At 71.7% G+C, this 25,130-nt stretch carries 26 protein-coding genes; 14 read left to right on the top strand and 12 right to left on the bottom strand.

Features of this window, described 5'->3' with window-relative positions; all coding sequences use genetic code 11:
- Positions 1-24 precede the first annotated feature (24 nt).
- Complete coding sequence (locus tag ACZ6D7_RS31480) at positions 25-441, top strand: DUF4395 domain-containing protein (protein ID WP_469498086.1); 417 nt, start codon at positions 25-27, stop codon at positions 439-441.
- A gap of 186 nt (positions 442-627) precedes the next feature.
- Positions 628-1,356, top strand: a complete 729-nt coding sequence (locus ACZ6D7_RS31485) for a lysophospholipid acyltransferase family protein (RefSeq protein ID WP_469498090.1) — start codon at positions 628-630, stop codon at positions 1,354-1,356.
- A gap of 220 nt (positions 1,357-1,576) precedes the next feature.
- Here ACZ6D7_RS31485 and ACZ6D7_RS31490 read toward each other — a convergent pair whose 3' ends face one another.
- The 4 genes from ACZ6D7_RS31490 to ACZ6D7_RS31505 form a co-directional block, all read right to left on the bottom strand.
- Complete coding sequence (locus ACZ6D7_RS31490) at positions 1,577-2,152, bottom strand: transglutaminase-like domain-containing protein (protein WP_469498092.1); 576 nt, start codon at positions 2,150-2,152, stop codon at positions 1,577-1,579.
- Positions 2,153-2,235: 83 nt separating this feature from the next.
- Positions 2,236-3,309 carry a threonine aldolase family protein gene (locus ACZ6D7_RS31495; protein ID WP_469498095.1) on the bottom strand — a complete coding sequence of 358 codons (1,074 nt, stop codon included), beginning with the start codon at positions 3,307-3,309 and terminating at the stop codon, positions 2,236-2,238.
- Positions 3,306-4,052 (bottom strand): SDR family NAD(P)-dependent oxidoreductase, encoded by a 747-nt coding sequence (locus ACZ6D7_RS31500; protein WP_469498098.1) that lies wholly within the window; start codon positions 4,050-4,052, stop codon positions 3,306-3,308. Before ACZ6D7_RS31500 ends, ACZ6D7_RS31495 begins: the two co-directional genes overlap by 4 nt.
- Positions 4,053-4,087: 35 nt before the next feature.
- Positions 4,088-5,485, bottom strand: a complete 1,398-nt coding sequence (locus ACZ6D7_RS31505) for a DUF6421 family protein (protein WP_469498101.1) — start codon at positions 5,483-5,485, stop codon at positions 4,088-4,090.
- A gap of 254 nt (positions 5,486-5,739) precedes the next feature.
- On the opposite strand from ACZ6D7_RS31505, the gene ACZ6D7_RS31510 reads away from it, so the two are divergent.
- Entirely contained in the window at positions 5,740-6,423 is a 684-nt protein-coding gene (locus ACZ6D7_RS31510; protein ID WP_469498103.1) for a glycerophosphodiester phosphodiesterase, read from the top strand.
- 68 nt (positions 6,424-6,491) lie between these two features.
- On the opposite strand, the gene ACZ6D7_RS31515 is transcribed toward ACZ6D7_RS31510, so the two are convergent.
- On the bottom strand, positions 6,492-7,076 hold the full coding sequence (locus ACZ6D7_RS31515) for a GNAT family N-acetyltransferase (RefSeq protein WP_469498105.1): 585 nt from the start codon (positions 7,074-7,076) through the stop codon (positions 6,492-6,494).
- A gap of 81 nt (positions 7,077-7,157) precedes the next feature.
- On the opposite strand from ACZ6D7_RS31515, the gene ACZ6D7_RS31520 reads away from it, so the two are divergent.
- The gene (locus ACZ6D7_RS31520; RefSeq protein ID WP_469498108.1) at positions 7,158-7,553 is read left to right on the top strand and encodes a VOC family protein; all 396 of its coding nucleotides are present in this window, start codon (positions 7,158-7,160) and stop codon (positions 7,551-7,553) included.
- Positions 7,554-7,859: 306 nt separating this feature from the next.
- Positions 7,860-8,624, top strand: a complete 765-nt coding sequence (locus ACZ6D7_RS31525) for a VOC family protein (protein ID WP_469498111.1) — start codon at positions 7,860-7,862, stop codon at positions 8,622-8,624.
- A gap of 10 nt (positions 8,625-8,634) precedes the next feature.
- Here ACZ6D7_RS31525 and ACZ6D7_RS31530 read toward each other — a convergent pair whose 3' ends face one another.
- The 4 genes from ACZ6D7_RS31530 to ACZ6D7_RS31545 form a co-directional block, all read right to left on the bottom strand.
- Complete coding sequence (locus tag ACZ6D7_RS31530; protein WP_469498114.1) at positions 8,635-9,255, bottom strand: hypothetical protein; 621 nt, start codon at positions 9,253-9,255, stop codon at positions 8,635-8,637.
- Entirely contained in the window at positions 9,252-9,413 is a 162-nt protein-coding gene (locus ACZ6D7_RS31535; RefSeq protein WP_469498117.1) for a hypothetical protein, read from the bottom strand. Before ACZ6D7_RS31535 ends, ACZ6D7_RS31530 begins: the two co-directional genes overlap by 4 nt.
- Before the next feature lie 329 nt (positions 9,414-9,742).
- Positions 9,743-10,528: a MarR family winged helix-turn-helix transcriptional regulator gene (locus ACZ6D7_RS31540; protein ID WP_469498120.1), complete on the bottom strand. Its 786-nt coding sequence runs from the start codon at positions 10,526-10,528 to the stop codon at positions 9,743-9,745.
- Positions 10,525-12,207 (bottom strand): FUSC family protein, encoded by a 1,683-nt coding sequence (locus tag ACZ6D7_RS31545; protein ID WP_469498122.1) that lies wholly within the window; start codon positions 12,205-12,207, stop codon positions 10,525-10,527. Before ACZ6D7_RS31545 ends, ACZ6D7_RS31540 begins: the two co-directional genes overlap by 4 nt.
- 158 nt (positions 12,208-12,365) lie before the next feature.
- Between ACZ6D7_RS31545 and ACZ6D7_RS31550 the strand changes: the two genes are divergently transcribed.
- The 6 genes from ACZ6D7_RS31550 to ACZ6D7_RS31575 all read left to right on the top strand — a co-directional run bounded on the left by ACZ6D7_RS31550 (position 12,366) and on the right by ACZ6D7_RS31575 (position 17,226).
- Complete coding sequence (locus ACZ6D7_RS31550; RefSeq protein WP_469498127.1) at positions 12,366-12,944, top strand: DUF5134 domain-containing protein; 579 nt, start codon at positions 12,366-12,368, stop codon at positions 12,942-12,944.
- A 168-nt stretch (positions 12,945-13,112) separates the two neighbouring features.
- Positions 13,113-14,048: a M56 family metallopeptidase gene (locus tag ACZ6D7_RS31555; protein ID WP_469498131.1), complete on the top strand. Its 936-nt coding sequence runs from the start codon at positions 13,113-13,115 to the stop codon at positions 14,046-14,048.
- Between the two features lie 329 nt (positions 14,049-14,377).
- Entirely contained in the window at positions 14,378-15,055 is a 678-nt protein-coding gene (locus ACZ6D7_RS31560; protein WP_469498134.1) for a phosphatase PAP2 family protein, read from the top strand.
- The gene (locus ACZ6D7_RS31565) at positions 15,052-15,552 is read left to right on the top strand and encodes a hypothetical protein (protein WP_469498137.1); all 501 of its coding nucleotides are present in this window, start codon (positions 15,052-15,054) and stop codon (positions 15,550-15,552) included. The genes ACZ6D7_RS31560 and ACZ6D7_RS31565 overlap by 4 nt, the downstream gene beginning before the upstream one ends.
- 44 nt (positions 15,553-15,596) lie before the next feature.
- Complete coding sequence (locus tag ACZ6D7_RS31570) at positions 15,597-16,310, top strand: HAD family hydrolase (RefSeq protein ID WP_469498139.1); 714 nt, start codon at positions 15,597-15,599, stop codon at positions 16,308-16,310.
- 151 nt (positions 16,311-16,461) lie between these two features.
- A complete protein-coding gene (locus ACZ6D7_RS31575) occupies positions 16,462-17,226 on the top strand; it encodes a TetR/AcrR family transcriptional regulator (RefSeq protein WP_469498141.1) in 765 nt (254 codons plus the stop codon).
- Here the strand turns inward: ACZ6D7_RS31575 and ACZ6D7_RS31580 are convergent.
- Positions 17,214-18,716 (bottom strand): LVIVD repeat-containing protein, encoded by a 1,503-nt coding sequence (locus ACZ6D7_RS31580; RefSeq protein ID WP_469498144.1) that lies wholly within the window; start codon positions 18,714-18,716, stop codon positions 17,214-17,216. The two genes, ACZ6D7_RS31575 and ACZ6D7_RS31580, sit on opposite strands and share 13 nt — an antisense overlap.
- Positions 18,717-18,893: 177 nt before the next feature.
- Here ACZ6D7_RS31580 and ACZ6D7_RS31585 point away from each other — a divergent pair, with 177 nt between their 5' ends.
- The 3 genes from ACZ6D7_RS31585 to ACZ6D7_RS31595 all read left to right on the top strand — a co-directional run bounded on the left by ACZ6D7_RS31585 (position 18,894) and on the right by ACZ6D7_RS31595 (position 22,859).
- A complete protein-coding gene (locus ACZ6D7_RS31585; protein WP_469498146.1) occupies positions 18,894-19,532 on the top strand; it encodes a DUF305 domain-containing protein in 639 nt (212 codons plus the stop codon).
- Between the two features lie 415 nt (positions 19,533-19,947).
- Entirely contained in the window at positions 19,948-21,282 is a 1,335-nt protein-coding gene (locus ACZ6D7_RS31590; protein ID WP_469498147.1) for an FAD-dependent oxidoreductase, read from the top strand.
- 191 nt (positions 21,283-21,473) lie between these two features.
- Entirely contained in the window at positions 21,474-22,859 is a 1,386-nt protein-coding gene (locus ACZ6D7_RS31595; protein ID WP_469498150.1) for a nucleobase:cation symporter-2 family protein, read from the top strand.
- Positions 22,860-23,011: 152 nt separating this feature from the next.
- On the opposite strand, the gene ACZ6D7_RS31600 is transcribed toward ACZ6D7_RS31595, so the two are convergent.
- Together ACZ6D7_RS31600 and ACZ6D7_RS31605 are read right to left on the bottom strand one after the other, a co-directional pair.
- Entirely contained in the window at positions 23,012-24,316 is a 1,305-nt protein-coding gene (locus ACZ6D7_RS31600) for an extracellular catalytic domain type 1 short-chain-length polyhydroxyalkanoate depolymerase (protein ID WP_469498152.1), read from the bottom strand.
- 54 nt (positions 24,317-24,370) lie between these two features.
- Positions 24,371-25,057: a non-reducing end alpha-L-arabinofuranosidase family hydrolase gene (locus ACZ6D7_RS31605; RefSeq protein WP_469498155.1), complete on the bottom strand. Its 687-nt coding sequence runs from the start codon at positions 25,055-25,057 to the stop codon at positions 24,371-24,373.
- Between the last annotated feature and the right edge of the window lie 73 nt (positions 25,058-25,130).

Below are 25,130 nucleotides of genomic sequence, written 5' to 3' on the forward strand. Positions count from 1 at the left end.
TTTCTTCTGCGGAATGCTTGATTCATGGACATCGATGCGAGAGGCCCGCGTTTCGGGGCCGCCGTGACGACCGTAGTGCTCGCGGTCGTTCTGGTCACGGGCAGTGCCTGGCTGCTGGCCTGGCAGACGCTGGCGTTCGCGCTCGGCGCGGCGGGCGGGGTGGCGCGCTCACCGTACGGATGGGTGTTCCGCACGGCGGTACGGCCGCGGATCGGGCCGCCGACCGCCTTCGAGTCGCCGGAGCCGCCCCGGTTCGCCCAGGCTGTCGGCCTCGCCTTCGCGGTCGTGGGGCTGGCCGGCCTCGCGCTGGGGCCGCAGTGGCTGGGGCTCGCCGCGACCGGCGCGGCGCTCGCGGCCGCCTTCCTCAATGCCGCTTTCGGGTACTGCCTGGGATGCGAGATGTACCTGCTCGTACGTCGGGTAACGGTACGCGCGGAGTAAAGGCGACTTAAAAGCCCGAGGTGGATCAAGGGGACGAAGTGACGAGGATCTCGTCGCCGCGGGGCACCAGGGCTGGCCCCTCAGCCGTTCTTCGGGCACGATCTGCGAGATGCCGTAAACCTACGGCTGCGTAACTTTGCCGGCGGAGTCCCTCCCCGGGCAGAGCAGGAAGGGTCCGCCCCACCCATGGCAGAGCTTGTCTACCGTCCCGCCGTCGGCCTCGCCCTGACCTTGTTCAAGGCCTGGGACCTCAAGATCGACTGCAAGGGGTCGGAGAACATCCCGCGCACGGGCGGTGCCGTCCTGGTGAGCAATCACATCAGCTACCTCGACTTCATCTTCGACGGCCTGGCGGCCCTCCCGCAGAAACGTCTCGTTCGGTTCATGGCGAAGGAGTCCGTCTTCCGCCACAAGGTCTCCGGCCCGCTGATGCGCGGTATGAAGCACATCCCGGTGGACCGCAACCAGGGCGAGAAGGCCTACCAGCACGCGCTCGACTCCCTGCGTTCGGGCGAGATCGTCGGGGTCTTCCCCGAGGCGACGATCTCGCAGTCGTTCACGCTGAAGAGCTTCAAGTCGGGCGCGGCCCGAATGGCGCAGGAGGCGGGCGTCCCGCTGATCCCGATGGCCGTGTGGGGCACGCAGCGGCTGTGGACGAAGGGCCACCCGCGCAACTTCAAGCGCAGCCACACCCCGATCACCATCCGGGTCGGCGAGGCGATCGAGGCTTCGCGCGACAAGTACGCGGGCGCGATCACCCGTCAGCTGCGCGAGCGTGTCCAGGAGCTGCTGGAGGCCGCCCAGCGCGCCTACCCGGTCCGCCCCAAGGACGCGGGCGACACCTGGTGGATGCCGGCCCATCTGGGCGGTACGGCGCCGACGCCGGAGCAGGTGCGCGAGGCCGAGGCCCGCTGACCTCCGCCGTACCGGTGCGCACCGGTACGGCCCCCGGGCGCCTCGCGCGTCGGTGACGGCCGCGGTGGTGCTCGGCCTGGACGGCTGGATCGCCGCGCCGTACGCCCAGGACTGAAGGCTGGTGCGCACCGTCTGCGACGGGGCGCTCCCCGCCGACGCGGTACGGCACATCGCGCCGGGCCCCGCGGGCCGGTCCCCTGTCCGGGGTGCGGCGGGGCCGTCAGGGCAGGGTGGTGGGGAGAGTGGCCCAGAGGTGGGGGCGGTCGCGGGCGGCCTTCAGCGCGTTCAGGACGGCCGGGTGCGGGGTGGCGTACAGGCGCGGGTGGTCCAGTTCGCCCGCCTCGGGGTCGGGCAGGAAGGCCAGTCGCTCGCCGTCCAGGGAGAACCGGGCGTCCACGCCCGGCTTGTTGCCGCGTGGGTCCTGTCGGTGCCAGGCGCCGTTGAACCGTACGGCGACCAGTCCGTGCACGATGTCGAACCTCTGGTAGCAGAGCGCCGTGGGGATGTCCTCGGCCCGCAGCAGCGCGGCCAGCGCGTGGGACTTGGCGTAGCAGATACCCGTGCCCTGCTCCAGGACGTCGGAGGCGCGCCAGGTGACCCGCGGATCGCCGGAGTCCTGGGAATGCGGGATGGTGTCGCGCACGAACTCGAAGGCCAGTCGCGCATAGGCATACGAGTCGGTGGCGTTCCTGGCCAGCCGCGCGGCCGTTTCGCGGACGAGCGGGTGGTGATGGTCAATGACCTCGTCAGCGGCCAAGTAGGCGGACAGGTCAGGGTTCTCCTGGATCAGCTCCATGGTCGCAGAGCATAGAAACGCGATCACCCGCCGTCAATGATTTTTCGGGTGACCGCATATCTATGCAGGGGTCCAGCGTGGGACTACTGGCGCGCCATCTCCTCCTTGACCGCCGCGACGAACGTGTCCACGTCGTCCTCGGTCGTGTCGAACGCGCACATCCAGCGCACGACGCCCGCCGCCTCGTCCCAGAAGTAGAAGCGGAACCGCTTCTGCAGCCGCTCGCTCACCTCGTGCGGGAGCTTGGCGAACACGCCGTTGGCCTGCACCGGGTAGAGGATCTCCACACCGTGGACCGCGCGCACGCCCTCGGCGAGCCGCTGGGCCATCTCGTTGGCGTGCCGGGCGTTGCGCAGCCACAGGTCCTTGGCCAGCAGCGCCTCCAGCTGCACCGAGACGAACCGCATCTTGGAGGCGAGCTGCATGGACAGCTTGCGCAGGTGCTTCATGCGGCGGACGGCGTCCTGGTTGATGACGACGACCGCTTCGCCGAAGAGGGCACCGTTCTTCGTGCCGCCCAGGGAGAGGATGTCGACGCCGACCGCGTTGGTGAACGTCCGCATGGGGACATTCAGGGAGGCGGCCGCGTTGGCTATGCGAGAGCCGTCCAGGTGCACCTTCATGCCGTGCGCGTGGGCATGGTCGCAGATCGCGCGGATCTCGTCCGGGGTGTAGAGGGTGCCGAGTTCCGTGCTCTGGGTGATCGAGACGACCTGCGGCATCGCGCGGTGCTCGTCGTCCCAGCCCCAGGCCTGCCGGTCGATCAGCTCGGGGGTGAGCTTGCCGTCCGGCGTGGGCACGGTGAGCAGCTTCAGGCCGCCCATGCGCTCGGGCGCGCCGCCCTCGTCCACGTTGATGTGGGCGCTCTCGGCGCAGATCACCGCGCCCCAGCGGTCGGTGACCGCCTGGAGCGCGACGACGTTGGCGCCGGTGCCGTTGAAGACCGGGAACGCCTCCGCCGTAGGACCGAAGTGGCCGCGGACGATCCGCTGGAGGTTCTCGGTGTAGTCGTCCTCGCCGTACGCGACCTGGTGGCCGCCGTTGGCCAGGGCCAGGGCGGCCATCACCTCCGGGTGGGCCCCGGCGTAGTTGTCGCTGGCGAAACCGCGGACCTCCGGGTCGTGGTGGCGACGCGCGTCGGTCTTCGGGGGGTTCACGGCTTCTCGGTGAGCCACAGACGCTGTCCGTTCACTTCGGTGGCGGGCTTCTCCCAGACTCCGGCGATGGCCTCGGCCAGGTCCTTGACGTCCGTGAAGCCCGCGAACTTCGCGTTGGGGCGATCGGCACGCATCGCGTCGTGCACCAACGCCTTCACCACCAGGATCGCAGCCGCGGAGGTCTGGCCGTCGCCGCCGCCAGCCTTGTGGAAGGCGTCGGCGAGCGCGAGGATCCAGGCCTCGGCGGCGGCCTTGGCGGCGGCGTACGCGGCGTTGCCCGCGGTGGGGTTCGAGGCGCCGGCGGCGCTGATCAGCACGTACCGGCCGCGCTCGCTGCGCTGGAGGCCGTCGAAGAAGGCGAGCGAGGTGTGCTGCACGGTCTTGACGAGCAGCAGCTCCAGGAAGTCCCAGTCGTCCAGGCTGGTCTTCACGAACGTCTCGCTGCCCCGCCAGCCGCCGACGAGGTGGACCAGGCCGTCGATCCGGCCGAAGTCCTTCTCCACGCGGTTGGCCCAGTCACGGGTCGAGTCCAGGTCGAGCAGGTCGACCGGTTCACCGGTGACCGTGGCGCCCCCGGCCCCGTAGCGGGCCGCGTCGACGGCCTCCGCCAGGCGCTCGGGGTCGTTGTCCGCGCCGACGACGGTCGCGCCGGCCTCGGCGAGCCTGAGCAGTGCCGCCCGGCCGGCGGGTCCGCCCGCGCCGGCCACCGCGATCACCGCACCGTTGAGAGCCCCGTTCCCCATCCTTGCCTCCTGCTGAGCGGTGTTCGTACGGTCGCTCACGCGGCGACCCTCTCGGCGCTGTAGGCCGTGATGCCCTTGGTGGAGGCGATCACGTTCTTCAGCTTCTTGGACAGTGCCTCATAGAACATGCTCAGCGGAAACTCGTCCGCAAGCACGTCATCGACGAGCTTGCGCGGCGGCAGGGACAGGTCGAGGGCGTCCGGGCCCTTGGCCCACTTGGAGCCCGGGTGCGGGGAAAGGTAGGTCGAGACCAGCTCGTAGCCGGCGAACCAGTGGACCAGCTTCGGACGGTCGATGCCGTCGCGGTACAGCGTCTCGATGTCGGCGCAGAGCTGGTTGGTGACCTGCGGGGCGCGCTCCCAGTCGATGATCAGCTTGTTGTCGGTCCAGCGGACGACGTCGTGCTTGTGCAGGTAGGCGAAGAGCAGCTGGCCGCCGAGGCCGTCGTAGTTGCGGACGCGCTCGCCGGTGACCGGGAAGCGGAACATCCGGTCGAAGAGCACCGCGTACTGCACGTCACGGGCCTGCGGGACGCCGTCGGCCTCCAGCTTCACGGCCTCCTTGAAGGCGGTGAGGTCGCAGCGCAGCTCCTCCAGGCCGTACATCCAGAACGGCTGGCGCTGCTTGATCATGAACGGGTCGAAGGGCAGGTCGCCGTGGCTGTGGGTGCGGTCGTGGACCATGTCCCACAGGACGAAGGCCTCCTCGCAGCGCTTCTGGTCGTGGACCATGGTCGCGATGTCCTCGGGCAGCTCCATGCCCAGGATGTCGACGGCCGCGTCGGTGACCCGGCGGAAGCGGGCGGCCTCGCGGTCGCAGAAGATGCCACCCCAGGAGAAACGTTCCGGCGCCTCACGGACGGCGATGGTCTCCGGGAAGAGCACGGCGGAGTTGGTGTCGTACCCGGCCGTGAAGTCCTCGAAGGTGATCCCGCAGAACAGCGGGTTGTCGTAGCGGGTGCGCTCCAGCTCGGCCAGCCACTCCGGCCACACCATGCGCAGCACGACCGCCTCGAGGTTGCGGTCGGGGTTGCCGTTCTGCGTGTACATGGGGAAGACGACCAGATGCTGGAGGCCGTCACGGCGGTCGGCTGCGGGCTGGAAGGCCAGCAGCGAGTCGAGGAAGTCCGGCACCTCGAAGCCGCCGTCGGCCCAGGCGCGCAGGTCCGCGACCAGGGCCCGGTGGTAGGCCGCGTCGTGCGGGAGCAGCGGGGACAGCTCCTCGACGGCCTCGGTCACCCGGCGGACGGCCTGCTCGGCCTCCGCACGCTCCGGCGCGCCGTCGGCCGTGAAGTCGATCGCCCCGTCGTTGGACTGCCAGGGGCGGATCCGCTCCACGGCATCCTTGAGCACCGGCCAGGCCGGGTGCTCCACCACCCTGGTCCCCGGAGGAACGCTCTCCCCCATAGCCGCCTGCACAAGAATTTCCGTCATGTCCCATCCTCCACGGGAGAACCTCGCGTATGGAGACCGTATACATACGGGGTTTCCTCCAGCAAGTGGGACCCCGGGAAATTATCCTGCGTGCCCGCAACTTCACCGCACTTTTTCCTGTTGGACATCGCAGGAGCGAGCGCTTCCGCTACCGGCTGCCCACGGATCGGCGGGCTACACGTGTCCATGGCCACTCGGCGGCGGCTAGGCTGCGAGCTTCTCCAGCCACGCCGTCGACGGAAACGAGTCCCGTCTTGAACCTCCTCACCATCGGTCACCGCGGAGTCATGGGTGTCGAGCCCGAGAACACCCTGCGCTCCTTCGTCGCCGCCGAGCAGGCCGGTCTCGATGTGATCGAACTCGATCTGCACCTGAGCGGAGACGGCGCACTGGTGGTCATGCACGATCCCGACGTGGACCGGACGACCGATGGGAGCGGTTCCATCGCGGACCACACGCTCGAGGAACTGCGCGCGCTGGACGCAGGGCGCGGTGAGCGGGTGCCGGTGTTCGAGGAGGTCCTGGACGCTGTGACGCTGCCGCTCCAGGCCGAGATCAAGGACGTCCAGGCGGCGCGGGCGCTCGCCGAGGTGATCCGGGAGCGGGAGCTGACGGAGCGGGTCGAGGTGTCCTCGTTCCACGACGCGGCCGTCGCCGAGATGGCCCGGCTGGTGCCCGGGGTGCGCACGGCGCTGATCGGCAGCCGGTACGGCCTCGACATCGTGGACCGCGCCGTGGACGCCGGTGCCGCGACCGTGTGCCTGAACCTGCGCCGGCTCACCCTGGAGATCGTCGAGGAGGCGCGGAAGCGGGACCTGAGGATCATCGGCTGGGTGGTGAACACCCAGGACCAGCTGCGTCTCGTCCGCACCCTGGAGCTGGACGGCGCCACCACCGACTATCCGGAACTGGCCCGCGCGGCCCGCGCCGGGGGCTGACCCGGCTCGCCTCCAGCGGCTTGATCAGTCAGTGCAGCAGCGATCAGTCAGTGCAGCAGCTTGACCAGTCAGCCCAGCGGCTTGACCAGCAGCTCGAACCGGAGGTCGGCGCGCTGCGGGATGCCGAAGCGGTCGTCGCCGTACGGGAAAGGGGTCATCCGGCCCGTACGGCGGTAGCCGCGGCGTTCGTACCAGGCGATGAGGTCGTCGCGTACGGAGATCACCGTCATGTGCATCTCGGAGACGCCCCAGGTCGCGCGGGCCTGCCGCTCGGCCTCCGCGATGACGGTCTTGCCGAGCCCGGCGCCCTGGAGCGTGGGGCTGACCGCGAACATGCCGAAGTACGCGTGGTCGCCGCGGTGTTCGAGCTGGCAGCAGGCGACTGTACGGCCGTCCCGCTCTACGACCAGCAGCCGGCTGTCGGGTGACTTGATGACCTCCCGCACCCCCTCGGGGTCGGTCCGCTGTCCCTCCAGGATGTCCGCCTCGGTGGTCCAGCCGACCCGGCTGGCGTCCCCTCGGTACGCCGACTCCACGAGCGCGACCAGCGTGTCCACGTCGGCGTCGGTGGCGTCGCGGAAGATGAGTCCGGTGGCATCGGTGGCAGCGGTGTCATCGGTGGAAGCGGTGGCAGCGGTGGCAGCGGTGTCCATGGGGTGGCTCTCCGATCTCTGGGCGCGGCTCGGCACGGACGAGCGTAATGCCCTTCCCGGTAGGGCCTAGGCTCCGGGTGCATGGTGCACGTACTCAGCAGCAGGACCCTGCTCCGCCCCACCGACCCCGAGCGTTCCCGCCGCTTCTACGGCGAGCAACTGGGCCTGGCCGTCTACCGCGAGTTCGGTACGGGGCCGGAGCGCGGCGTCGTCTACTTCCTCGGCGGAGGCTTCCTGGAGGTCTCCGGCCGCCGATCCGAGACACCGCCCGACCCCGCCGTACGCCTCTGGCTCCAGGTCGCGGACATGACGGCGGCGCAGGAGGAACTACGGGCGAAGGGGGTCGGGATCGTGCGGCCTCCGATGAAGGAACCGTGGGGCCTGGTCGAAATGTGGATCGAGGACCCGGACGGCACACCGATCGTCCTGGTGGAGGTACCACCGGACCATCCGATCCGATACCGGCCGGGGGTTTGAGGGGGGTGGGGTCGGGGGGTGCAACCCCGCTGGGGACCGGGACGCACCACCCCACGGACCGTAGTGCCGCGCCGCCGTCTCCCCACCGGTCACCGCAGCGCCGTACCCGCCCCAGCAAGCGGGTCGGCAGCGTCCGCACCCGATCTCGCAAGCCGTGCCCGCGGCCCGGCGCCCCGCCCGCGCTCCGGCCTGACCACCGCGCCGCACCCCGTCGTGGTCAGGGGATGCCGGAGGGCGAGGTGGGGCATAGCGTGCTGGAGGGGGTTCTATTTCGGGAGACCGGGGCGGAAAACCGGAAGGAACGCCATGAAGCTCGACGCGCCCGTGCCCGGCGGACCCTGCTGGGTGGAGCTGGGGACCAGTGATCTGGAGGCCGCGAAGCGGTTCTACGCGGAGCTGTTCGGCTGGCGTGCGGAGCAGGATCCGCGGCAGGAGGCCGGCGGATACACGGTGGCGCACCTCGGCGAGGCGGCCGTCGCCGCGCTGACCCCCCTGTACCAGGAGGCGCAGCCGTGTGCCTGGAGCGTGTCGTTCGCGGTGTCGGACGCCGATGTGAGCGCCCGGCTGGTGGCCGAGGCCGGCGGCAAGGTGATGGTGGGGCCGATGGACGTGTTCGACGTGGGCCGTTTCGTGGTCGCCGTCGATCCGGGCGGCGCCTCGTTCCAGCTGTGGCAGGCGCGTACCTTCCCCGGCGCGGGGCTGTTCAACGCGCCGGGCTCGCTGGGCTGGGTGGAGCTGATGACCCGCGATCCCGAACGGGCGGAGGCCTTCTACACGACGGTGTTCGGCTGGACCGTCCGCCCGTCGGAGAACTACATCCAGTGGGGCGTCGGCGGCGCGGACTTCGGCGGGATGATCAGGATGGACGAGAAGTTCCCGCCGGAGGTGCCGCCGCACTGGCTGCCGTACTTCGCGGTGACCGACGTCGACGCCGGCGCGCAAACGGCGGTGGAGGCGGGCGGAACCGTGCTCATGGAGCCCACCTCCGTGCCGGACGGCCCGCGGATCGCCGTGCTGCGCGATCCGCAGGGCGCGGTGTTCGGCGTGTACCGGGCGGGCGACGAGGGGTGACCGCCCGCCGTCAGACGAGCGGCGTCACGGTCACCCGGTCCAGCACGGGGGCGTACGCGGAGCGCTGACAGTGGGTGGCGCGGGTGACGCCGTCGAAGTCCGGGAGGGTGTCGGCGGTGAAGGTGAGCGTGTTGATGCCCCGGTTCAGGGTGACGGGCACGGACAGCTGGGCGAAGTTGTTGAAGTGGAAGGTGGTGGGGAACAGCACGCGCCGTGGGGCGCCGCCGTTGACGGAGAGGTCGGCGTGGCGGCAGACGGGGTCGGGGTTGTAGTGGGTGGCGGGCGCCTGTTCGCCGTCGGAGGAGCGGATGGTGAGGGCGTGGCGGCCGTCGCGTTCGGCGGTCACGGCGAGGGTGAGCGCGTTCGCGGGTCCGGCGCCGACCCCGGTGACCGCCTTGCCGCCGGTGGCGTACGGGTGGGCGCCGGTGACGCGCGCGGTGCCCGTCAGGACGCCTTCCTCGGCCGGGTGGGTGGCGGTCGGCAACTGTCCGCGTGAGGGCCCGATTCGCAGCCGGTCCACGACCAGCGACTCCGAAGTCCCGGTGATCGTCAGCTTGTTGACGCCCCCGGACAGGAAGAGAGGTACGGCACCCTCCCGAAGGTCGCCGGCCTCCTCGTCGTTGACGGTCACCTTCCCTTCCCCGGGCCGGGTCGGCCGACCGTCACGCTCGCCTCGCCGTCGGCGGCCGCGTGCACCCAGAAGGTGACCGTGCCGCCCGGCGGGAGCACGACGGCGCCCCGGTCGACTCGGGCGCCGGCGCCGAGGACGGCGAGTTCGGCGTCGTACACCGCGTCGGTGCCGGGGTAGAGGGCCAGTTCGAGGCGGTCGACGACGGCATCGCCCCGGGTGGCGCCGAGTTCGGGGTCGCGGGCGGCCAGGGTGAGCGTGTGGTGTCCGGCGGTGAGGTCGATCCGGGTGTCGGTGCGGGCCCAAACGGCCCACTGGGAGCCGAGGGGCAGCAGCAGTTCCTGGGGGTGTGCGCCGTCGACGCGCAGGAAGACGTTGGTCGTTCGACATGTCGAGCGGCGGTCGATCGATCGAATCGACCCGCTCGAACGTAGAGAGGACCGCCGGTCGGCGTCAACGGTCCGTGCGGCAACGGCCCGCGTGCCGGCGGTCAGGGCCGCAGCGCCCGCATCTGCCCTTCCAGCCGGCTCAGCAACTCCCCCAACAGGTCGGCGAGTTCGCCCTGCCGGTCGCCGTCCAGAGCGGAGAGTACGGCGCTCTCGTAGGCGAGCTGCTCGGGCAGGATGCCGTCGACGAGGTCCCGGCCGGCGTCCGTGAGCCGGAGGTGGGAGACGCGGCGGTCACGGGAGTCGCCGCGGCGCTCCACCAGGCCGCGTTCGGTGAGCTGCTTGAGCCGTTTGGTGACGGCGGCCCCGGAGGAGAAGGTCTCTCGGGCCAGCTCACCGGGGGTCAGCTCGTGCCCGGTCCGCCGGAGCGCGCCGAGCAGGTCGAATTCGGGGCGGCTCAGCCCGGCCCGTCGCAGCGGCGCGTCCTCGGCCTGCTGAAGGAGGGCGGCACAGCGGTTGACCCGCCCGATGATCTCCATCGGCCCGGTGTCCAGATCGGGCCGGACGACCCGCCACTGCCGTACGACACCGGCGACCGTGTCACTCCGGGCGGGGGCGTCGGACCGGGGCGGACCGGGCTGGGCGCCACGGGTCGGGGCGAGGCCGTGCGGCGCCTCCTCGCCCTCCGGCGGCCGGGGTGAGGCGGGCGAGGGGTCGGCCGGTCCGTGCGGGACACCACCCGCGTCGTCCTGCGCCGGCCCCTGCCCCGCCGCCGGTTCACCCTGGTGCGTCCCCCGCGCCGCGGACCGCCCCTGTGACTCCCCCGTGGTGGCGGGGGCGCTGTCGTTCGCCTCGTCTCCGGCCGCCGGTGGTCCCTGCGTCGCCGTCATCGCCGTACGTCCTCCGCTCGCGCGTGGGTGTTTCGGGCCAGGTGGAGTCCCTGGCGTCGTACCGTCGCGGCGAGCGTACGGTGTGCCGACTGTTCGGCCGTGGCGACCCGCTCCTCGGGGAGGACACGCTGCCACCACTCGCCGGAGGCGGCGTCGGCGGTGGTACGCAGGTCGACCAGGGCGGCGGCGAGGCGCCGGCGGGCGGACTCCAGGGCGGTGGGGGCGGGGCGCGGCTCCGTCAGGAGGTGCGCGGCGTGGTCGCGGGCGCTTTCGACGGCCGTCAGCGCGGTTCCGAGACGGTCCCCGGCGCGGCGGTTGGTCACGGCGACCGCGGCGACGAAACCGACCGCGGCGCCCACGAGGGTGTCCACGACCCGTTCGGTGATCAGCCGGCCCGAGTCCTGGTACTGGGCGAACTCGGTGATGAGCAGCGCCATCGGGGTCACGCAGACGCTGCCGAGCCAGTAGTTGCGGCTGATCAGCGCCTCCGCACCGAAGTTCAGCGCGAGGCAGACCAGCACGAGCGCCGCCCGGTGGACATGGGCGAGCGGGACGAGCGCGGCGAAGGCGAGGACGCCCGCGAGATTGCCGACGACCCGCTGGACGGCACGGTTCCAGGTGAGGGTGAGGTTCGCCTGGTAGAGGGACGCGGCCGTGACCAGGGCCCAGTACGGGCGGCCGATGCCCAGCGCGAGGGAGGCGTATCCGGCTAGGGCGCAGCCCAGGGCGGTGCGTACGGCGATGGGGGCGAGGGGGCCGAGCCGGTGCCACAACGGGGGCTGTCCGGCGGCCCGTTCGGCCTCGGCGCCCAGGAGTTCGTCGCCGTCCACGAGAGCGTCCACGAGATCGTCGTCCACGAGGTGGTCGGGATCGTCGGGGCGCGGGAGCGCTCCGGTTCCGCGCAGGTCGCGGGCCCAGGCGCGCAGCCGTGCCGGGTCGGTGTCGGCGGGTGCGGCGAGCGCCACCTCGGCGCGGACGACGAGCCGTTCCAGGGCGCGGCGCGTCTCCTCGCCACGGACCGGCAGCAGCGTCTGCCAGGCCGCGTGTACGGCGGCGGCCGCGGCGGCGCGGGCTCGGGGCTCGCCCGTCGCGCTCGTCCCGGCCTGGTCGGCGTATCCGGCGGCCAGGGTCAGCGCGTGGGCGGTGGCGCGGCGCTCCGGGCCGTGCGGGCGCGGCAGGCCCGGCGCCATGCCGATGAGCCAGGCCCAGGCGCCCGCGGCGAGGGCCAGTGCCAGATGGCCGGGGACCTGCCCGAGGGTCTGGGGCACGAAGAGCGAGGCGGAGCTGATGAAGGTGAGGACGACATTGGCGGGCGGGCCGAGCCGGGTCGCGTCGCAGAGCGCCTTCTGCACGGCCGCCAGCAGGGCGCCGACGGTGACGAGGACGACGGCGTTCGTGGTGAGCGAGGCCGCGACCAGGGCGACGGCCAGACCGCCGGTCATGCCCAGCACCACCCACGCCAGGACCCGCGCGCGGGACGCGTAGGGGCGGTTGTGGGCGTACAGGGCGCACAGGGACCCGGCCATCGTGTACATCGCCAGGTCCAGCCGGCCGAGGGCCAGCAGGAGCAGGTTCGGCGGGGCGACGGCGGCGACCACGCTGAGGGCGGGCTTGAACCAGATGTCGGACGGGCGATTGAGGCGCAGCACGCCGGCGAGAGGGAGGCGGGATCCAGGCATGCCTATCAATTTAGCATGTGTTTTACTTGTGAAATAATTCGGGATGATTGCCGCGCTCCGTCGAGTGCTCCCCGTGTACACCCTTGCGCTTGCGTGCGCGCCGCGTGCCGTGGGCATCGCATCCCTCGACCGACGCGACGTCGAGCGGGGAGGTGCGCGTGCACGGACCGGCTTCGCCCGGCTGGCTGCTGGTCGCGCTGTGTGCGGCGACCGGCGCCTACTGTCTGCTGCGGATGCGCAGCAATGTCGAGGAACAGCGCCGGGCCGCGGGCGGCGAGGCTCTCATGGGCTTCGGCATGGCCGCGATGGCCGTGCCCGCCGCGGTGTTCACCCCGCCCGCGTGGGCCTGGCCGGCCTACGCGGCGGTGTTCGGCGCGGCCGCGCTGCGGGCCCTGTGGGCGTCGCGCACGCACGCGCACCATCTGCACCATCTCGTCGGGGCCTCGGCGATGGTCTACATGGCGGCGGTCATGGCCGGCTCCCCGGCCCACGCGCACGGGCACGTCGACACCGGCGGCGTCCCGCTGCTGACGGGCGTGCTGCTGCTGTATTTCACCGGGTACGTCCTGGTGTCCGGGGTCCGGCTGCTGCCGGTGGCGCCGGGTACGGGAGCGGGGGCGGGGGCGGTGCCGAGGGCGGGCGGGTCCGCCGTCGCCTGGAGCGACCGGCCCGAGCTGGCGCGGGTGTGCCGACTGTCGATGGGGATCGGGATGCTGGCGATGCTGCTGACCATGTGATCCGCCAGGTGATCCGCAAGCAATCCGCCAGGTGATCCGCCAAGTGGCTCATTCGATACTCAAGTACCCGTCCGGCGAAGGCACTCGGCACCGCCCGGCCGTGGTCTGCGTCACTTTGCCGTGACAACGCGTACCCCTGAGCGGCGCGCCGCTCATAGGGTGCTGCCCATGATGGTCCCCGCGGTCCTGCTGTTGCTCGGCGCCCTGACCGCCGTGGCCGCGCCCCGGCTCATCGCCTGGGCGGACTGGCCGGACCGTGAACCGGTGGTCGCGCTGTGGGCGTGGCAGTGCGTGGTGGCCGCGGTCCTGCTGTGCTGCGCCCTGTCGATGACGCTCAGCGCGGCGTCGGCCTGGCAGGCGGTGCGCGGCCATGTCTTCGCGCCGGCTCCGCAGGCGGTCGTGGAGGCCTACGCGCTGGGGCCGACCGGCCCCTGGGCGGCGGCGACCGCGGTGGCGCTCGCGTGCGGCGGGCTGTGGAGCGGGGCGATGCTGGTCCGGGAGATCGTGCGGGCCAGGGCCCGACGCCGGTCGCGGCGGACCGAACTGCGGCTGCGGGCCCCGCTGTTGCCGGGCGAGGCGGCGACGAGCGGGCGGCTCGTGGTGCTGGAGGGCGAGCGGCCCGACGCCTGGTGGCTGCCGGGCACGGCACCCCAACTGGTCGTCACCACGGCCGCGCTGCAGCGCCTGAAGGGGCGTCAGCTGGACGCCGTACTCGCGCACGAGCAGGGTCACGCGCAGGCCCGGCACGACTGGCTGCTGCACTCCTCGTCCGCGCTGGCGACCGGGTTTCCGCAGGTCCCGGTGTTCGCCGCGTTCCAGGACGAGATGCACCGGCTGGTCGAGCTGGCCGCCGACGACATGGCCTCCCGCCGCTTCGGCCGCCTCACCACCGCGCTGGCGCTGGTCGAACTCAACGAGGACCGGGGGATGTTCGGTCCCGCCCCCACCCCGCAGGCGCATGTCCCGCAGCGGGTGAACCGGCTGCTCACCCCGCCGGACCGGCTCACGGCGGCCCGTCGGCTGCGGCTGACGGCGGCGGCCTCGCTGGTACCGGTGATCCCGGTACTGGTGACCCTGGTGCCGGGGCTGCGGGCACTGGGCTGAGACCCGCAGCGGCGGCAGCCCGGCGACGTCTGGCCGCCGGCCCCATGAACCGATGTGGATCCCCTGGGTCGAGGCCGCTCCCCCAGGTCGACGCGGATCGGCCACCCCCGACCTCCCACCCCAGGGCTCGACGCGGATCGGCCGCCTCGGGCTTCCGGCCTCGGACCTCACGCGTCGACACACGGGTCCGCCACCCCCGGTCGACCTCCGCCCTCCATGGTCCCGGCGCTGATCGGCCACCCCACGTCAACCTCCACTCCTCCGCCGGACCGTCCTGATCGATCACCCCGGGTTGGCCTCCGACCCCATGGGTCGGCGAGGATCGCAGCATGCACAACGTGTCCGTCGACTCCCCGCCCCGCCCCCCGGCCCCACGCACGGCCCACAGCCTCTCCGTGCTCCTCGGCCTGGGCCTGGGCTCGCTGGTGCTGTTCGTGCTGGTGGCAGCCGAGTGGCGCCCCCTGCTCTCCGTCGACGAGGACATCGCGCGCACCACCCACCGCTGGGCCCTCGCCGACCCCGACGTCACCCAGCTGTGCCGCATCCTCACGGACTGGGTCTGGGATCCGTTGACCATGCGTCTGCTGGGGGCCGCGGTGGCCGTGTGGCTGATGTGGCGGTTGGCGGACTGGTGGACGGCGGCGTGGCTGGTCGCCACCTCGGCCGTGGGCACCTTGGTCCAGCAGGGCCTCAAGGCCGCGGTCGGGCGTGAGCGCCCGGTCTGGCCCGACCCCGTCGACTCCGCCCACTACGCGGCGTACCCCTCCGGCCACGCCCTGACCGCCACGGTGATGTGCGGCCTCCTCCTGTGGCTGCTCCACCGCCACGGAGTCGGCTTCGCCCTGTGGCGTACGGCGGTGACGGTGGCCGCGGTCTCCGTGGTGGGCGTCGGTCTGACCCGGGTCTGGCTGGGCGTGCACTGGCCCTCGGACGTGCTCGGCGGCTGGCTCCTGGGCGCCCTGCTGGTCGCCCTGGCGATCGCCGCCCACCTGCGCTGGCGCCCGTGAGCGGCGTTCCGGGGCGGCGGTACGGCTATGTGGGACCCGAGGAGATCCGGCGGGCCGTCGTTCCCGGCGCCGGCGGCCGGGTGATCCGGGAGGCCGCCGACCTGGACGCGCACGCGACGGGGGACGGTGAGCCGTACACGTACGTCGTCGGGCCGGACGGACTGCTGCGGCTGGCGCCCCGCCGCAGCGAGCACGTGGCGTGTGCCGGCGGCGGTGACGTCCTGGGCGCGGGCGAGATCGCGTTCCGGCGCGGGCCGGGCGGCTGGGAGGTCCGGGAGGTCAGCAACCAGTCGACCGGCTACTGCCCCGATCCCGACTGCTGGCCGGCGGTCGCCGCCGCCCTGGACCGGGCGGGCGTAGGACGGCCCGACGGGTTCACCCATGCACTGGTGTTCCGGCGCTGCGAGCGCTGCCGGGAGATCAACGTGGTGCGTGAGGGGGTGTTCGTCTGCGTGTTCTGCGATGGCGATCTCCCGCTCGTATGGAACCTGTCGTAGGGAACACGCCCCCGCAAGATCCACCGGGATTTTAGGATCGCCCCATGACTGCCGTTCTGTTCGACTTCTCCGGGACCCTCTTCCGGGTCGAGTCCACCGAGTCGTGGTTGCGTGCCGTGCTGGACCAAGCGGGTCTGGTGCTGCCCGAGGCGGAGGTCGCCGAGGCGGCGCGGGCGCTGGAGACGGCCGGCGCGCTGCCGGGCGGCGCGGATCCCGTGCGGGTGCCCGACGAGCTGGCGCGAGTGTGGGGGGTGCGGGACGAGAGCGCCGCGTCGCACCGGGCCGCGTACACCGGCCTGTCCCACCAGGTGCCGCTGCCCGAGCCGGGCCTGCACGACGCGCTGTACGACCGGCACATGACGCCGGCGGCCTGGGCTCCGTACCCGGACGCCCACGAGGTGCTGAGCGGGCTGCGCGAGCGCGGCGCGAAAGTGGGCGTGGTCAGCAACATCGGCTGGGATCTGCGGCCGGTGTTCCGGGAACACGGCCTGGACCCGTTCGTCGACGTGTACGTGCTGTCGTACGAGCACGGGGTGCAGAAGCCTGACCCGCGGCTGTTCACGGTGGCCTGCGAAGCGCTCGGAGTCGATCCGCGGGCGACGCTGATGGTGGGGGACAACCGGCGGGCGGACGGCGGGGCGGCGGCGCTGGGCTGCGGGGTGCACTTCGTGGATCATCTGCCGGCGGCCGAGCGCCCGAACGCGCTGCGACCGGTCCTGGACCTGGTGGGCCGGGGCACCGACACCGCCGACCGGTAGCCCAAGGCCACCATCGGGGAGAAAGCACGCCCACTCTGGACGATCCCCCGCGTCGCCCAGAGCAGGCGGCAGCCCGGCCCACTCCGTACGGAGCCGTCCGGGATGCGTTGAGTATAGTTGGCTGGCAGCCAGTCAACGCAGGAGTTACAGGATGTCCCCGCGCAGCGCCTCGGTCAATGAAGAATTGCGACGGCGTTCCCGGGAGCGGCTGCTTCAGGCGGCCGTGGAGTCGGTGAGCGAGCACGGCTACGAGGCGACGACGCTCGGCGACATCGCGGACCGCGCGGGCTCGGCCCGCGGTCTGGTGTCGTACTACTTCCCCGGCAAGCGCCAGCTGGTGCAGTCGGCGGTGCACCGGCTGATGCACCGCACGCTGGAGGAGGCGCTGGAGCGCGAGCCGCGCACCGAGGACGGCCGGGAGCGAATGGCGCGGGCCATCGACGCGATCCTGGGGCTGGCCGGGAACCGTACGGTGCTGATGCGCCAGCACATGGCCGGCCTGCTCCAGGCCGAGGGGTTCGTGCGCTGCGCGGAGCAGCAGCGGCTGGCCGAACTGCTGCGGGACACGCTGGCCCGGTACGGGGCGCGGAACGTGGACGCCGACTACCCGATGCTGCGCTCGGTGCTGATGGGCGCCGTCTACGCGATCGTGCTGCCCAATGTGGGCATGCCGGTCGCGGCGATGCGGGCGGAGCTGTTCGAGCGCTACGGGCTGGGCTGGGAGCTGGGGGTCCCGCCGGACGCCGAGGCGCCCGGCGGGAGGTGTGACACGGACCTGTCGCGCTTCTTCGCGACGGACCCGCCGGAGTCGACGGACCCACCGCGGCCGACGGATCCCCCGGAGCTGACGGATCCGCCGCAGCCGGCGGGCCCGCCAGAGCCGACGGACCCGCCGGCCGGGGATCAGTCGAAGTAGTCCGGCTGGGTCTGGACGTTCAGCTCACGCAGGTGGACCCGCTTCGCCGGATCCGTGCGCCGGTCGCTGAGCTTCAGCACGTCGAAGCCCTTCGCCATGTCGTTCGAGTAGATGTAACCGTTGTAGTAGTACGCCGACCAGGCACCGCCGCTGCGCAGCGTGTCGGTGGACAGCGGACCGCGCTCGAAGTACGCGATCTCCTTCGGGTTCGACGAGTCGGTGAAGTCCCAGACCGAGACACCGCCCTGGTACCAGGCCTGGACCATGAGGTCCTTGCCCTTGACGGGGATCAGCGAGCCGTTGTGGGCCACGCAGTTCTCGGTGGCCGCCTGATGGCGGGGGATCTTGTAGTAGCTGCGGAAGACGAGCTTGCGCTTGTCGCCCTTGCCGACGATGTCGTAGATGCCGTCGGCGCCGCGGTTCGGGCCGATCTCCGCGTTGCAGGTGGCCGCGCCGCCGCCGCCCAGCTCGTCGGTGAAGACGACCTTGTTCGCCCTCTGGTTGAAGGTCGCCGAGTGCCAGAACGCGAAGTTGACGTTGTCCTGCACCTGGTCGATGACCTTCGGGTTCTCCGGGTCCTCGATGGAGAACAGGATGCCGTCGCCCATGCAGGCGCCCGCCGCCAGGTCCTTCTCGGGCAGCACCGTGATGTCGTGGCAGCCGGTGGTCTTGGACACGCCCGGGTTGGTGGGCGAGCCCGGGTTGCCGCCGCCGTCCGCGCCCTCGCCCGGGAAGAGGACGGGGAAGCTCACGATCGCCGCCCGCTCGGGGGCCTTGCGCGGCACCTTGATGACGGAGATGCCGTCGTGCGGGGGCTGGCAGTCGGGGTAGGTGGCGTTGGGCGAGTACGAGGAGACGTACACGTACACGTTCTTGCGCTCGGGCACCAGGGTGTGGGTGTGCGAGCCGCAGGCGGTCTCGACGGCGGCGACGTACTTCGGGTTCGCCTTGTCGCTGATGTCGAAGACCTTCATGCCCTCCCAGGAGGACTTCTCGGTCGCGGGCTGCGTGGTGCTGTTGCAACTGCTGTCGCTGCGCGAGGAGTCGGTGGAGAGGAAGAGCAGGTCTCCGGAGACGGAGATGTCGTTCTGCGAGCCGGGGCAGAGGACCTGCGAGACGGTCTTCGGTGCCTTCGGGTCGCTGATGTCGAAGATGCGGAAGCCGTCGTAGTTGCCGGCGAAGGCGTACTTGCCCTGGAACGCCAGGTCCGAGTTGGTGCCCGGCAGGACGTCCTTGGGGATGTTCACGAGGTGCTGGATGTTGTCGGAGTGGACGATCTCGTCCTGCCCGGGTATCTCGCCCTCGGCGATCGCCTCGGCCGCCTCGGCCTGGACGCCTTGGGAGACCTCGCGCTCGGCGGTCGGGACGTCCCCCGGGTCGGGGGTCGCGGCCGCCGGGACCGCCGTGAGAAGCGCGGCCAGGAGCCCGGTACAGGCGGCGACGACACCCATGCGTCTGCGCCGCGTTCGGGGATCGTTCAACAGGGTCACTGCATCCTCCCTTGTTGCCGTTCACTCGGGAACGGTTCACGGTGCTCCGAAGTATCGTCTTCATCATGCACAGAACAAAGGTTGGCAACGCATTCGTCATGAATGATTTTGATCAGTAGGGCAAAGATCCCCCAGTGAACGGTCCGTCCCCCAACCCCCTCGTCCCTGGAGGTCGTTGTGCTCAACCGCCGCGCATCGCTCGTCACCGCGGCCGCGCTGCTCGCCCTGGCCCTCGCCGCCTGCGACTCGGACACGGACCCCAAGTCGGGTGCGGCGAGCGGACCTTCGGTGATCGCGCCGGGCCGGCCGGGCGAGGCGAACAGGACGCTCTCCGCCGAGGACGCGGCAGCTCAGCGCTCCGAGGACGACACCCCGAACGCGGCTGACGTGTCGTTCGCCCGGATGATGATCGAGCACCACAGCCAGGCCCTGGAGATGACCGAACTCGTGCCGGAACGGGCCCGGTCGGGGGATCTGAAACGCCTCGCCCTGCGCATCTCCTCCGCACAGGGCCCGGAGATCGAGGCGATGCGGGGCTGGCTGACCACGCACGGCAAGGCGGAGACCGCCGACACCCACACGCACACCGCGATGCCCGGCATGGCCACCGAGGCTCAGCTGACGAAGCTGCGCGCGGCGGACGGCAAGGCGTTCGACGACCTCTTCCTCACCCTGATGATCACCCATCACGAGGGAGCGATCACCATGGCCACGGACGTCAAGGCGCAGGGCAACAACCTGCTGATCGAGGAGATGGCGGACGACGTGGTGGCCCAGCAGACGAGTGAGATCACCCGGATGCGTGGGATGCGCTGATCCGCCGGACCAACGATGCGCCGAGCCATCGATCCGCTCGCTCAACGCCTGGCGTGACGAGGCGCCAGACAGCCGGCGTCCCGCCGCCCGGGCGATCAGGCGCAGGGACCGCCCCGGACCGCCCCTTCAGGGAGAGGGCCGGCTCGGCGCGGACGTCCTCGATGGAGACGTGGCACCGGCACCTTCCCGCACCTCCCACGGCGGCCACACGGCCACCGTGCCGTCCTCGGCGGACCGATCGGAGAGATCGAGAAACGACGCTTCCAGCGCACACGCAACGTAATCCCATGATCACTTTCCATCCGAACGGAACGCACGGGTCCCACAGGCGCGGCACCCTGTCAGCGGAGCACCGGCGGTGCGATGCTGGAGGCACCAGCGATCTCCTCCGTCCCGTGGGGGAAGGGGTACCGCCGTGCTGCGTGTCGCCGTCGTCGGATCGGGGCCGAGCGGGGTCTATACCGCCCAGTGCCTGGTCCAGCAGGATCCCGAGGTGCTCGTCGACGTCCTCGACCGGCTGCCGTGCCCGTACGGCCTGGTGCGGTACGGCGTCGCCCCGGACCACGAGAAGATCAAGTCGCTCCAGCGCAACCTGCGGACGGTGCTGGAGCACGAGCGGGTGCGCTTCCTCGGCGGGGTGCCGGTCGGCGCGGACGGGGTGCCCGTCGCCCGGCTGCGCGAGCTGTACCACGCGGTCGTGTACTGCGTGGGCGCCTCCGCCGACCGGCGTCTGGGCATCCCGGGCGAGGAACTGCCGGGCAGCTGGTCGGCGACGGAGTTCGTGTCCTGGTACAGCGCCCACCCGGACACCGTCGCCGGCGGCTTCGTACAGGGCGCCCGCTCGGCCGTAGTGATCGGCGTGGGCAATGTCGCGGTGGACGTCACCCGGATCCTGGCCCGCGGCGAGGCCGAGCTGAGCCCCACGGACATGCCCGAGGCGGCCCTGTCCGCGCTGGCCGCGAGCGGGGTGACCGAGATCCACATGGTGGGGCGGCGCGGCCCCTCCCAGGCCCGCTTCACCACCAAGGAGCTGCGGGAGCTGGGCGGGCTGCCGGACACCGACGTGTCCGTGGACGAGGCGGAGCTGGCGCTGGACCCGGCGTACGGCGACCCTTCCGGGCTGCCCCCGGCACAGCGCCGCAACGTCGAGGTGCTGCGCGGCTGGACGGCCCTGCCCTCGCGGGGCGTACGGCGGCGGATCCGGCTGCGGTTCTTCCTGCGGCCGGTCGAACTGCTCGCGGACGGCGGCCGGGTGGGCGCGGTGCGGTTCGAACGGACCACGCCGGACGGGCACGGCGGGGTGACGGGCACCGGCCGATTCGAGGACATCGAGGCGCAGTTGGTGCTGCGGTCGGTGGGCTATCTCGGGGTGCCGCCGGCGGGGCTGCCGTTCGACACGCAGCGGGGCACGGTGCCGCACAGCGCCGGCCGGGTGCTGCGCGGGGACACGGTCGCGCCGGGCGAGTACGTGGCGGGCTGGATCAAGCGCGGCCCGACCGGTGTCATCGGCAGCAACCGGCCGTGCGCGAAGGAGACGGTGGCCTCCCTCCTCGAGGACGCCCCCGCCCTCGTCACCCGGCCGGTGCCCGGCGACGTGCTGCCACCGCTGCGGGACGCCGGGGCCGAGCCGGTCGGATGGGACGGGTGGCTGGCGATCGAGCGGGCCGAGGCGGCGCTCGGCGCCTCCCTGGGGCGGGACGTGGTGAAACTGCCGGACTGGGAAGCCCTGTGGGCGGCCGCGGGCCGCTGAGCGGGTCACACACCGGCAACACCGGCGAAATCAACATTCTGTGTAAGCGTCGTACGGTCTCGTGCTGTCCGGATCTCGCCCCCGCCCGCGCCCTCTCCTGCCGTCCCCTGCCGTCCCCTGCCCTGCCCTCCCCTGCCGTCCCCTGCCCTCCCCTTCCACCCTCTTCCGTCCTCCGCCGCTCTGGAGTGCCCATGACCACCAGCCCGACCGCGCCCGTCCATCCCGTCGACGAGGTACCACCCGTACGGCAGTTGGCCGCCTTCGGACTTCAGCACGTGCTCGCGATGTACGCGGGCGCGGTCGCCGTACCGTTGATCGTGGGCGGCGCGATGAAGCTGTCGGCCGCCGACCTGGCGTATCTGATCACCGCCGACCTGCTGGTGTGCGGCATAGCCACGCTGATCCAGTGCGTCGGGTTCTGGCGCTTCGGGGTGCGGCTGCCGATCATGCAGGGCTGTACGTTCGCCGCCGTGTCACCGATGGTGCTGATCGGGACGACGGGCGGCGGACTGCCCGCGATCTACGGCTCGGTGATCGTGGCGGGCCTCGCGATCGTGCTGCTGGCGCCCGTGTTCGGCAGACTGCTGCGCTTCTTCCCGCCGCTGGTCACCGGAACGGTGATCCTGATCATCGGCCTCTCGCTGCTGCCGGTCGCCGGCAACTGGGCCGCGGGCGGCGTGGGTTCGGCGGACTTCGGGGAGCCGAAGAACCTCGCGCTCGCCGCGTTCGTGCTGGCGGTGGTGCTCGGCGTGCAGCGGTTCGCGCCGGAGTTCCTGAGCCGGATCGCAGTGCTGGTGGGCATCGCGGTGGGGCTCGCGGTGGCGGTGCCGTTCGGCTTCACGGACTTCGGCGGGGTCGGCGACGCCGACTGGATCGGGGTCAGCACGCCGTTCCACTTCGGCGCGCCCACGTTCGAGACCTCGGCCGTCATCTCCATGCTGGTCGTGGCGCTGGTGACGATGACCGAGACGACCGGTGACCTGATCGCGGTGGGCGAGATGACCGACCGCAAGGTCGAGCGGCGCTCGCTCGCGGACGGACTGCGCGCCGACGGCCTCTCCACCGTCCTGGGCGGTGTCTTCAACACCTTCCCCTACACGGCGTACGCGCAGAACGTGGGCCTGGTCGGCATGACCCGGGTGCGCAGCCGCTGGGTGGTGGCCGCCGCGGGCGGCATCCTCGTGCTGCTCGGGCTGCTGCCCAAGCTGGGCGCGGTGGTGGCGGCGATTCCGGCGCCGGTGCTCGGCGGCGCGGGTCTGGTGATGTTCGGGACGGTCGCGGCGAGCGGACTGCGCACCCTGGCCGAGGTCGACTTCAAGGGCAACCACAATCTGACGGTGGTGGCGGTCTCGGTCGCGATGGGCGTGCTGCCGGTGGGCGTGCCGACGATCTACGCGAAGTTCCCCGACTGGTTCCAGACGGTGATGAACAGCGGGATCAGCGCGGGCTGTGTGACCGCGATCGTGCTGAATCTCGTCTTCAACCACCTTCCCGCGAGGGGTGCCTCGGCCGGGAAGCCGTCCGCCGCGCCGCTCGCCGAGGACGTGGCCGGGCAGCCCCGCGAGAAGACCGTGTAGGCCGGTCCTGGCGCGGCCCGGGTGCGGATGCCTCGCGGGCAAGGGCGAAAGGGGGTTAGCACACCACCTCGGGGGTGCCGGGGGCTGAACCCCCTCTCCCGGTTTCCCCGGGGGGGCCGGGCCGGGCCACCGCCCGCCCACCTTCGTGGGTCTCAACCCGCCGTGCAGACCGCCCCGTTGAGCGTGAACGCGCCGGGCGCCGCGCTGTTGCCCGTGTGGTTCGCCTGGTAGCCGATGGTGACGCTCGCGTTCGGCGCGATCGTGCCGTTGTACGTCGCGTTGGCCGCCGTCACCGCTCCGGAGGCCGGGGTGTAGGTGGCGCCCCAGCCGTTGGTGATGGTCTGCCCGGAGGGCAGGGTGAAGCCGAGCCGCCACCCGTCGACCACCGTCGTCCCGGTGTTGGTGACGGTCACGGAGGTGGTCAGCCCGGTGTTCCACGCATTGGTGGTGGCCGTCACCTTGCAGCTGCCGGGCTCGGGCTCCGGTACGGGGCCGGAGCTGTCGAGGCCGAAGAAGGTGATCACGCGAGCGGCCATGCCCCAGGCGTACAGGTTGTGGCCGACGCCCTGGAGGCTGATGGCCTCGACCGGGGCCTGGTCACCGGTGCCGCCGTAGCGGGTGCGGGTCCAGCCGGCGGCGGGCGAGTCGGTGGCGGCCGGGGTCTGGTTCAGGCCCCGTACGTCGGTCCACTGCTTGATCTCCTCGCCGAAGTTGGGGTAGCGCAGCACGTCGTCCTCGGTGCCGTGCCACAGCTGCATCCGCGGCCGGGGTCCGCTGTAGCCGGGGTAGGCGCCACGGACCAGGTCGCCCCACGCCTGCGCGGTGCGGATCACGGTGCCGCCGGAACAGGCGCTGTTCCACTCGGAGCCGTCGGTGGTGGCGAAGCATCCGAAGGGCACTCCGGCGAAGGCGGCACCGGCGGCAAACACGTCCGGGTAGTCGCCGAGCAGGACGTTGGTCATCATCGCCCCGGAGGAGATACCGGTGGCGTAGACGCGGGCGGTGTCGGCGGAGTAGTGGGCGGTGACCCAGTCGATCATCGACTTGACGCCGACGGGGTCACTGCCGCCGCCGCGCCGGAGCGCCTGGGGCGAGGAGACGTCGAAGCACTTGCTGCTGCGGGTGACGGACGGGTAGACGATCACGAACCCGTAGCGGTCGGCGAGTTGGGAGTACTCGGTGCCGGAGTGCATCGCGGGGCCTGACCCGCCGCACCAGTGGACGGCGACCAGAACCGCCGGGTGTTCGGTGACCCCGGCCGGGACGTACACGTACATCTGGAGGTTGCTGGGGTTGGTGCCGAAGCCGGTGACCTCGGTGAGGGTGGCGGCGGGGACGGGCGCCTCGGCGGCTCCGGTCCGGGCGGCGGCGGAGGGTGCGGTGAGCAGGGCGGCGGTGAGGAGGAGCGCGAGGGCGCCGAGTAACGAACGCAGCGCTCTCCCGGGGGAGTTGGACACGTGCCGGTCCCTTTCTGGTAGCGGCTCGGGGGACGTCGTACGTGTGGAGCGGATTCAGCAGGCGGAGCTGGCCTGGCTCACCAGGGCGAGGAGCCAGGGGAGTCGGGAGTAGTCGCTGCCTGCGGCGGGGTCCATGCCCTGATAGAGGTAGCGGAGCCGGCAGGGGGCGATCGTGAGGGTCTGGTCGACGCCGTCGCGGATCATCTCGCCGTGGCTGAAGTCCCTGGTCCATGAGGGCTGTCCGGCGACGAAGGCGACGTTGGTGGGGCGCAGGAAGGGGTTGGCCTCGGTGTCGGCCAGCGGGGTCCAGGTGCCGTCGAGGCGGTCGGCGGTCCAGGCGCGGAAGTAGCGGCGCCAGTCGGAGCCGGTGGCCAGGGCCTCGACGAGCATGAGGTAGCCGCCGCTGTCGAAGAAGTACTTCGACGGGCTCCAACTGGCGGGGTTCGAGGGGTCCTTGGTGGTCGAGTAGGACGGTGGTCCGGTCTGGTGGACCATGTACCACGTCTTCTGCGGCGCGAAGGAGAAGGCCTGCGGCGCGGCCGCGTACCGGTCGCCGATGTTCGGGTCGGCGTCGAGGAAGGTCTGCGGCGCGGAGGCGGCCTGCGACCAGTCGGTGAAGCTGGTGCGTCCGAGGCTCCACGCGCCGGCCGTGTCGGCGGTGGTGAAGTAGACGTGCCAGCGGTTCTTGTTACCTGTACCTGTACCTGTACGCGTGCGCGTGTACGTGCGCGGAGTCGGCATCGACTCGCCCCTCTCCGACAGGTCATGAAGGGAAGCGTCCGCATCGCATGGTGGCATGCGCATGCCCGCCATG

It is taken from the genome of Streptomyces sp. NPDC041784, from assembly GCF_055591025.1.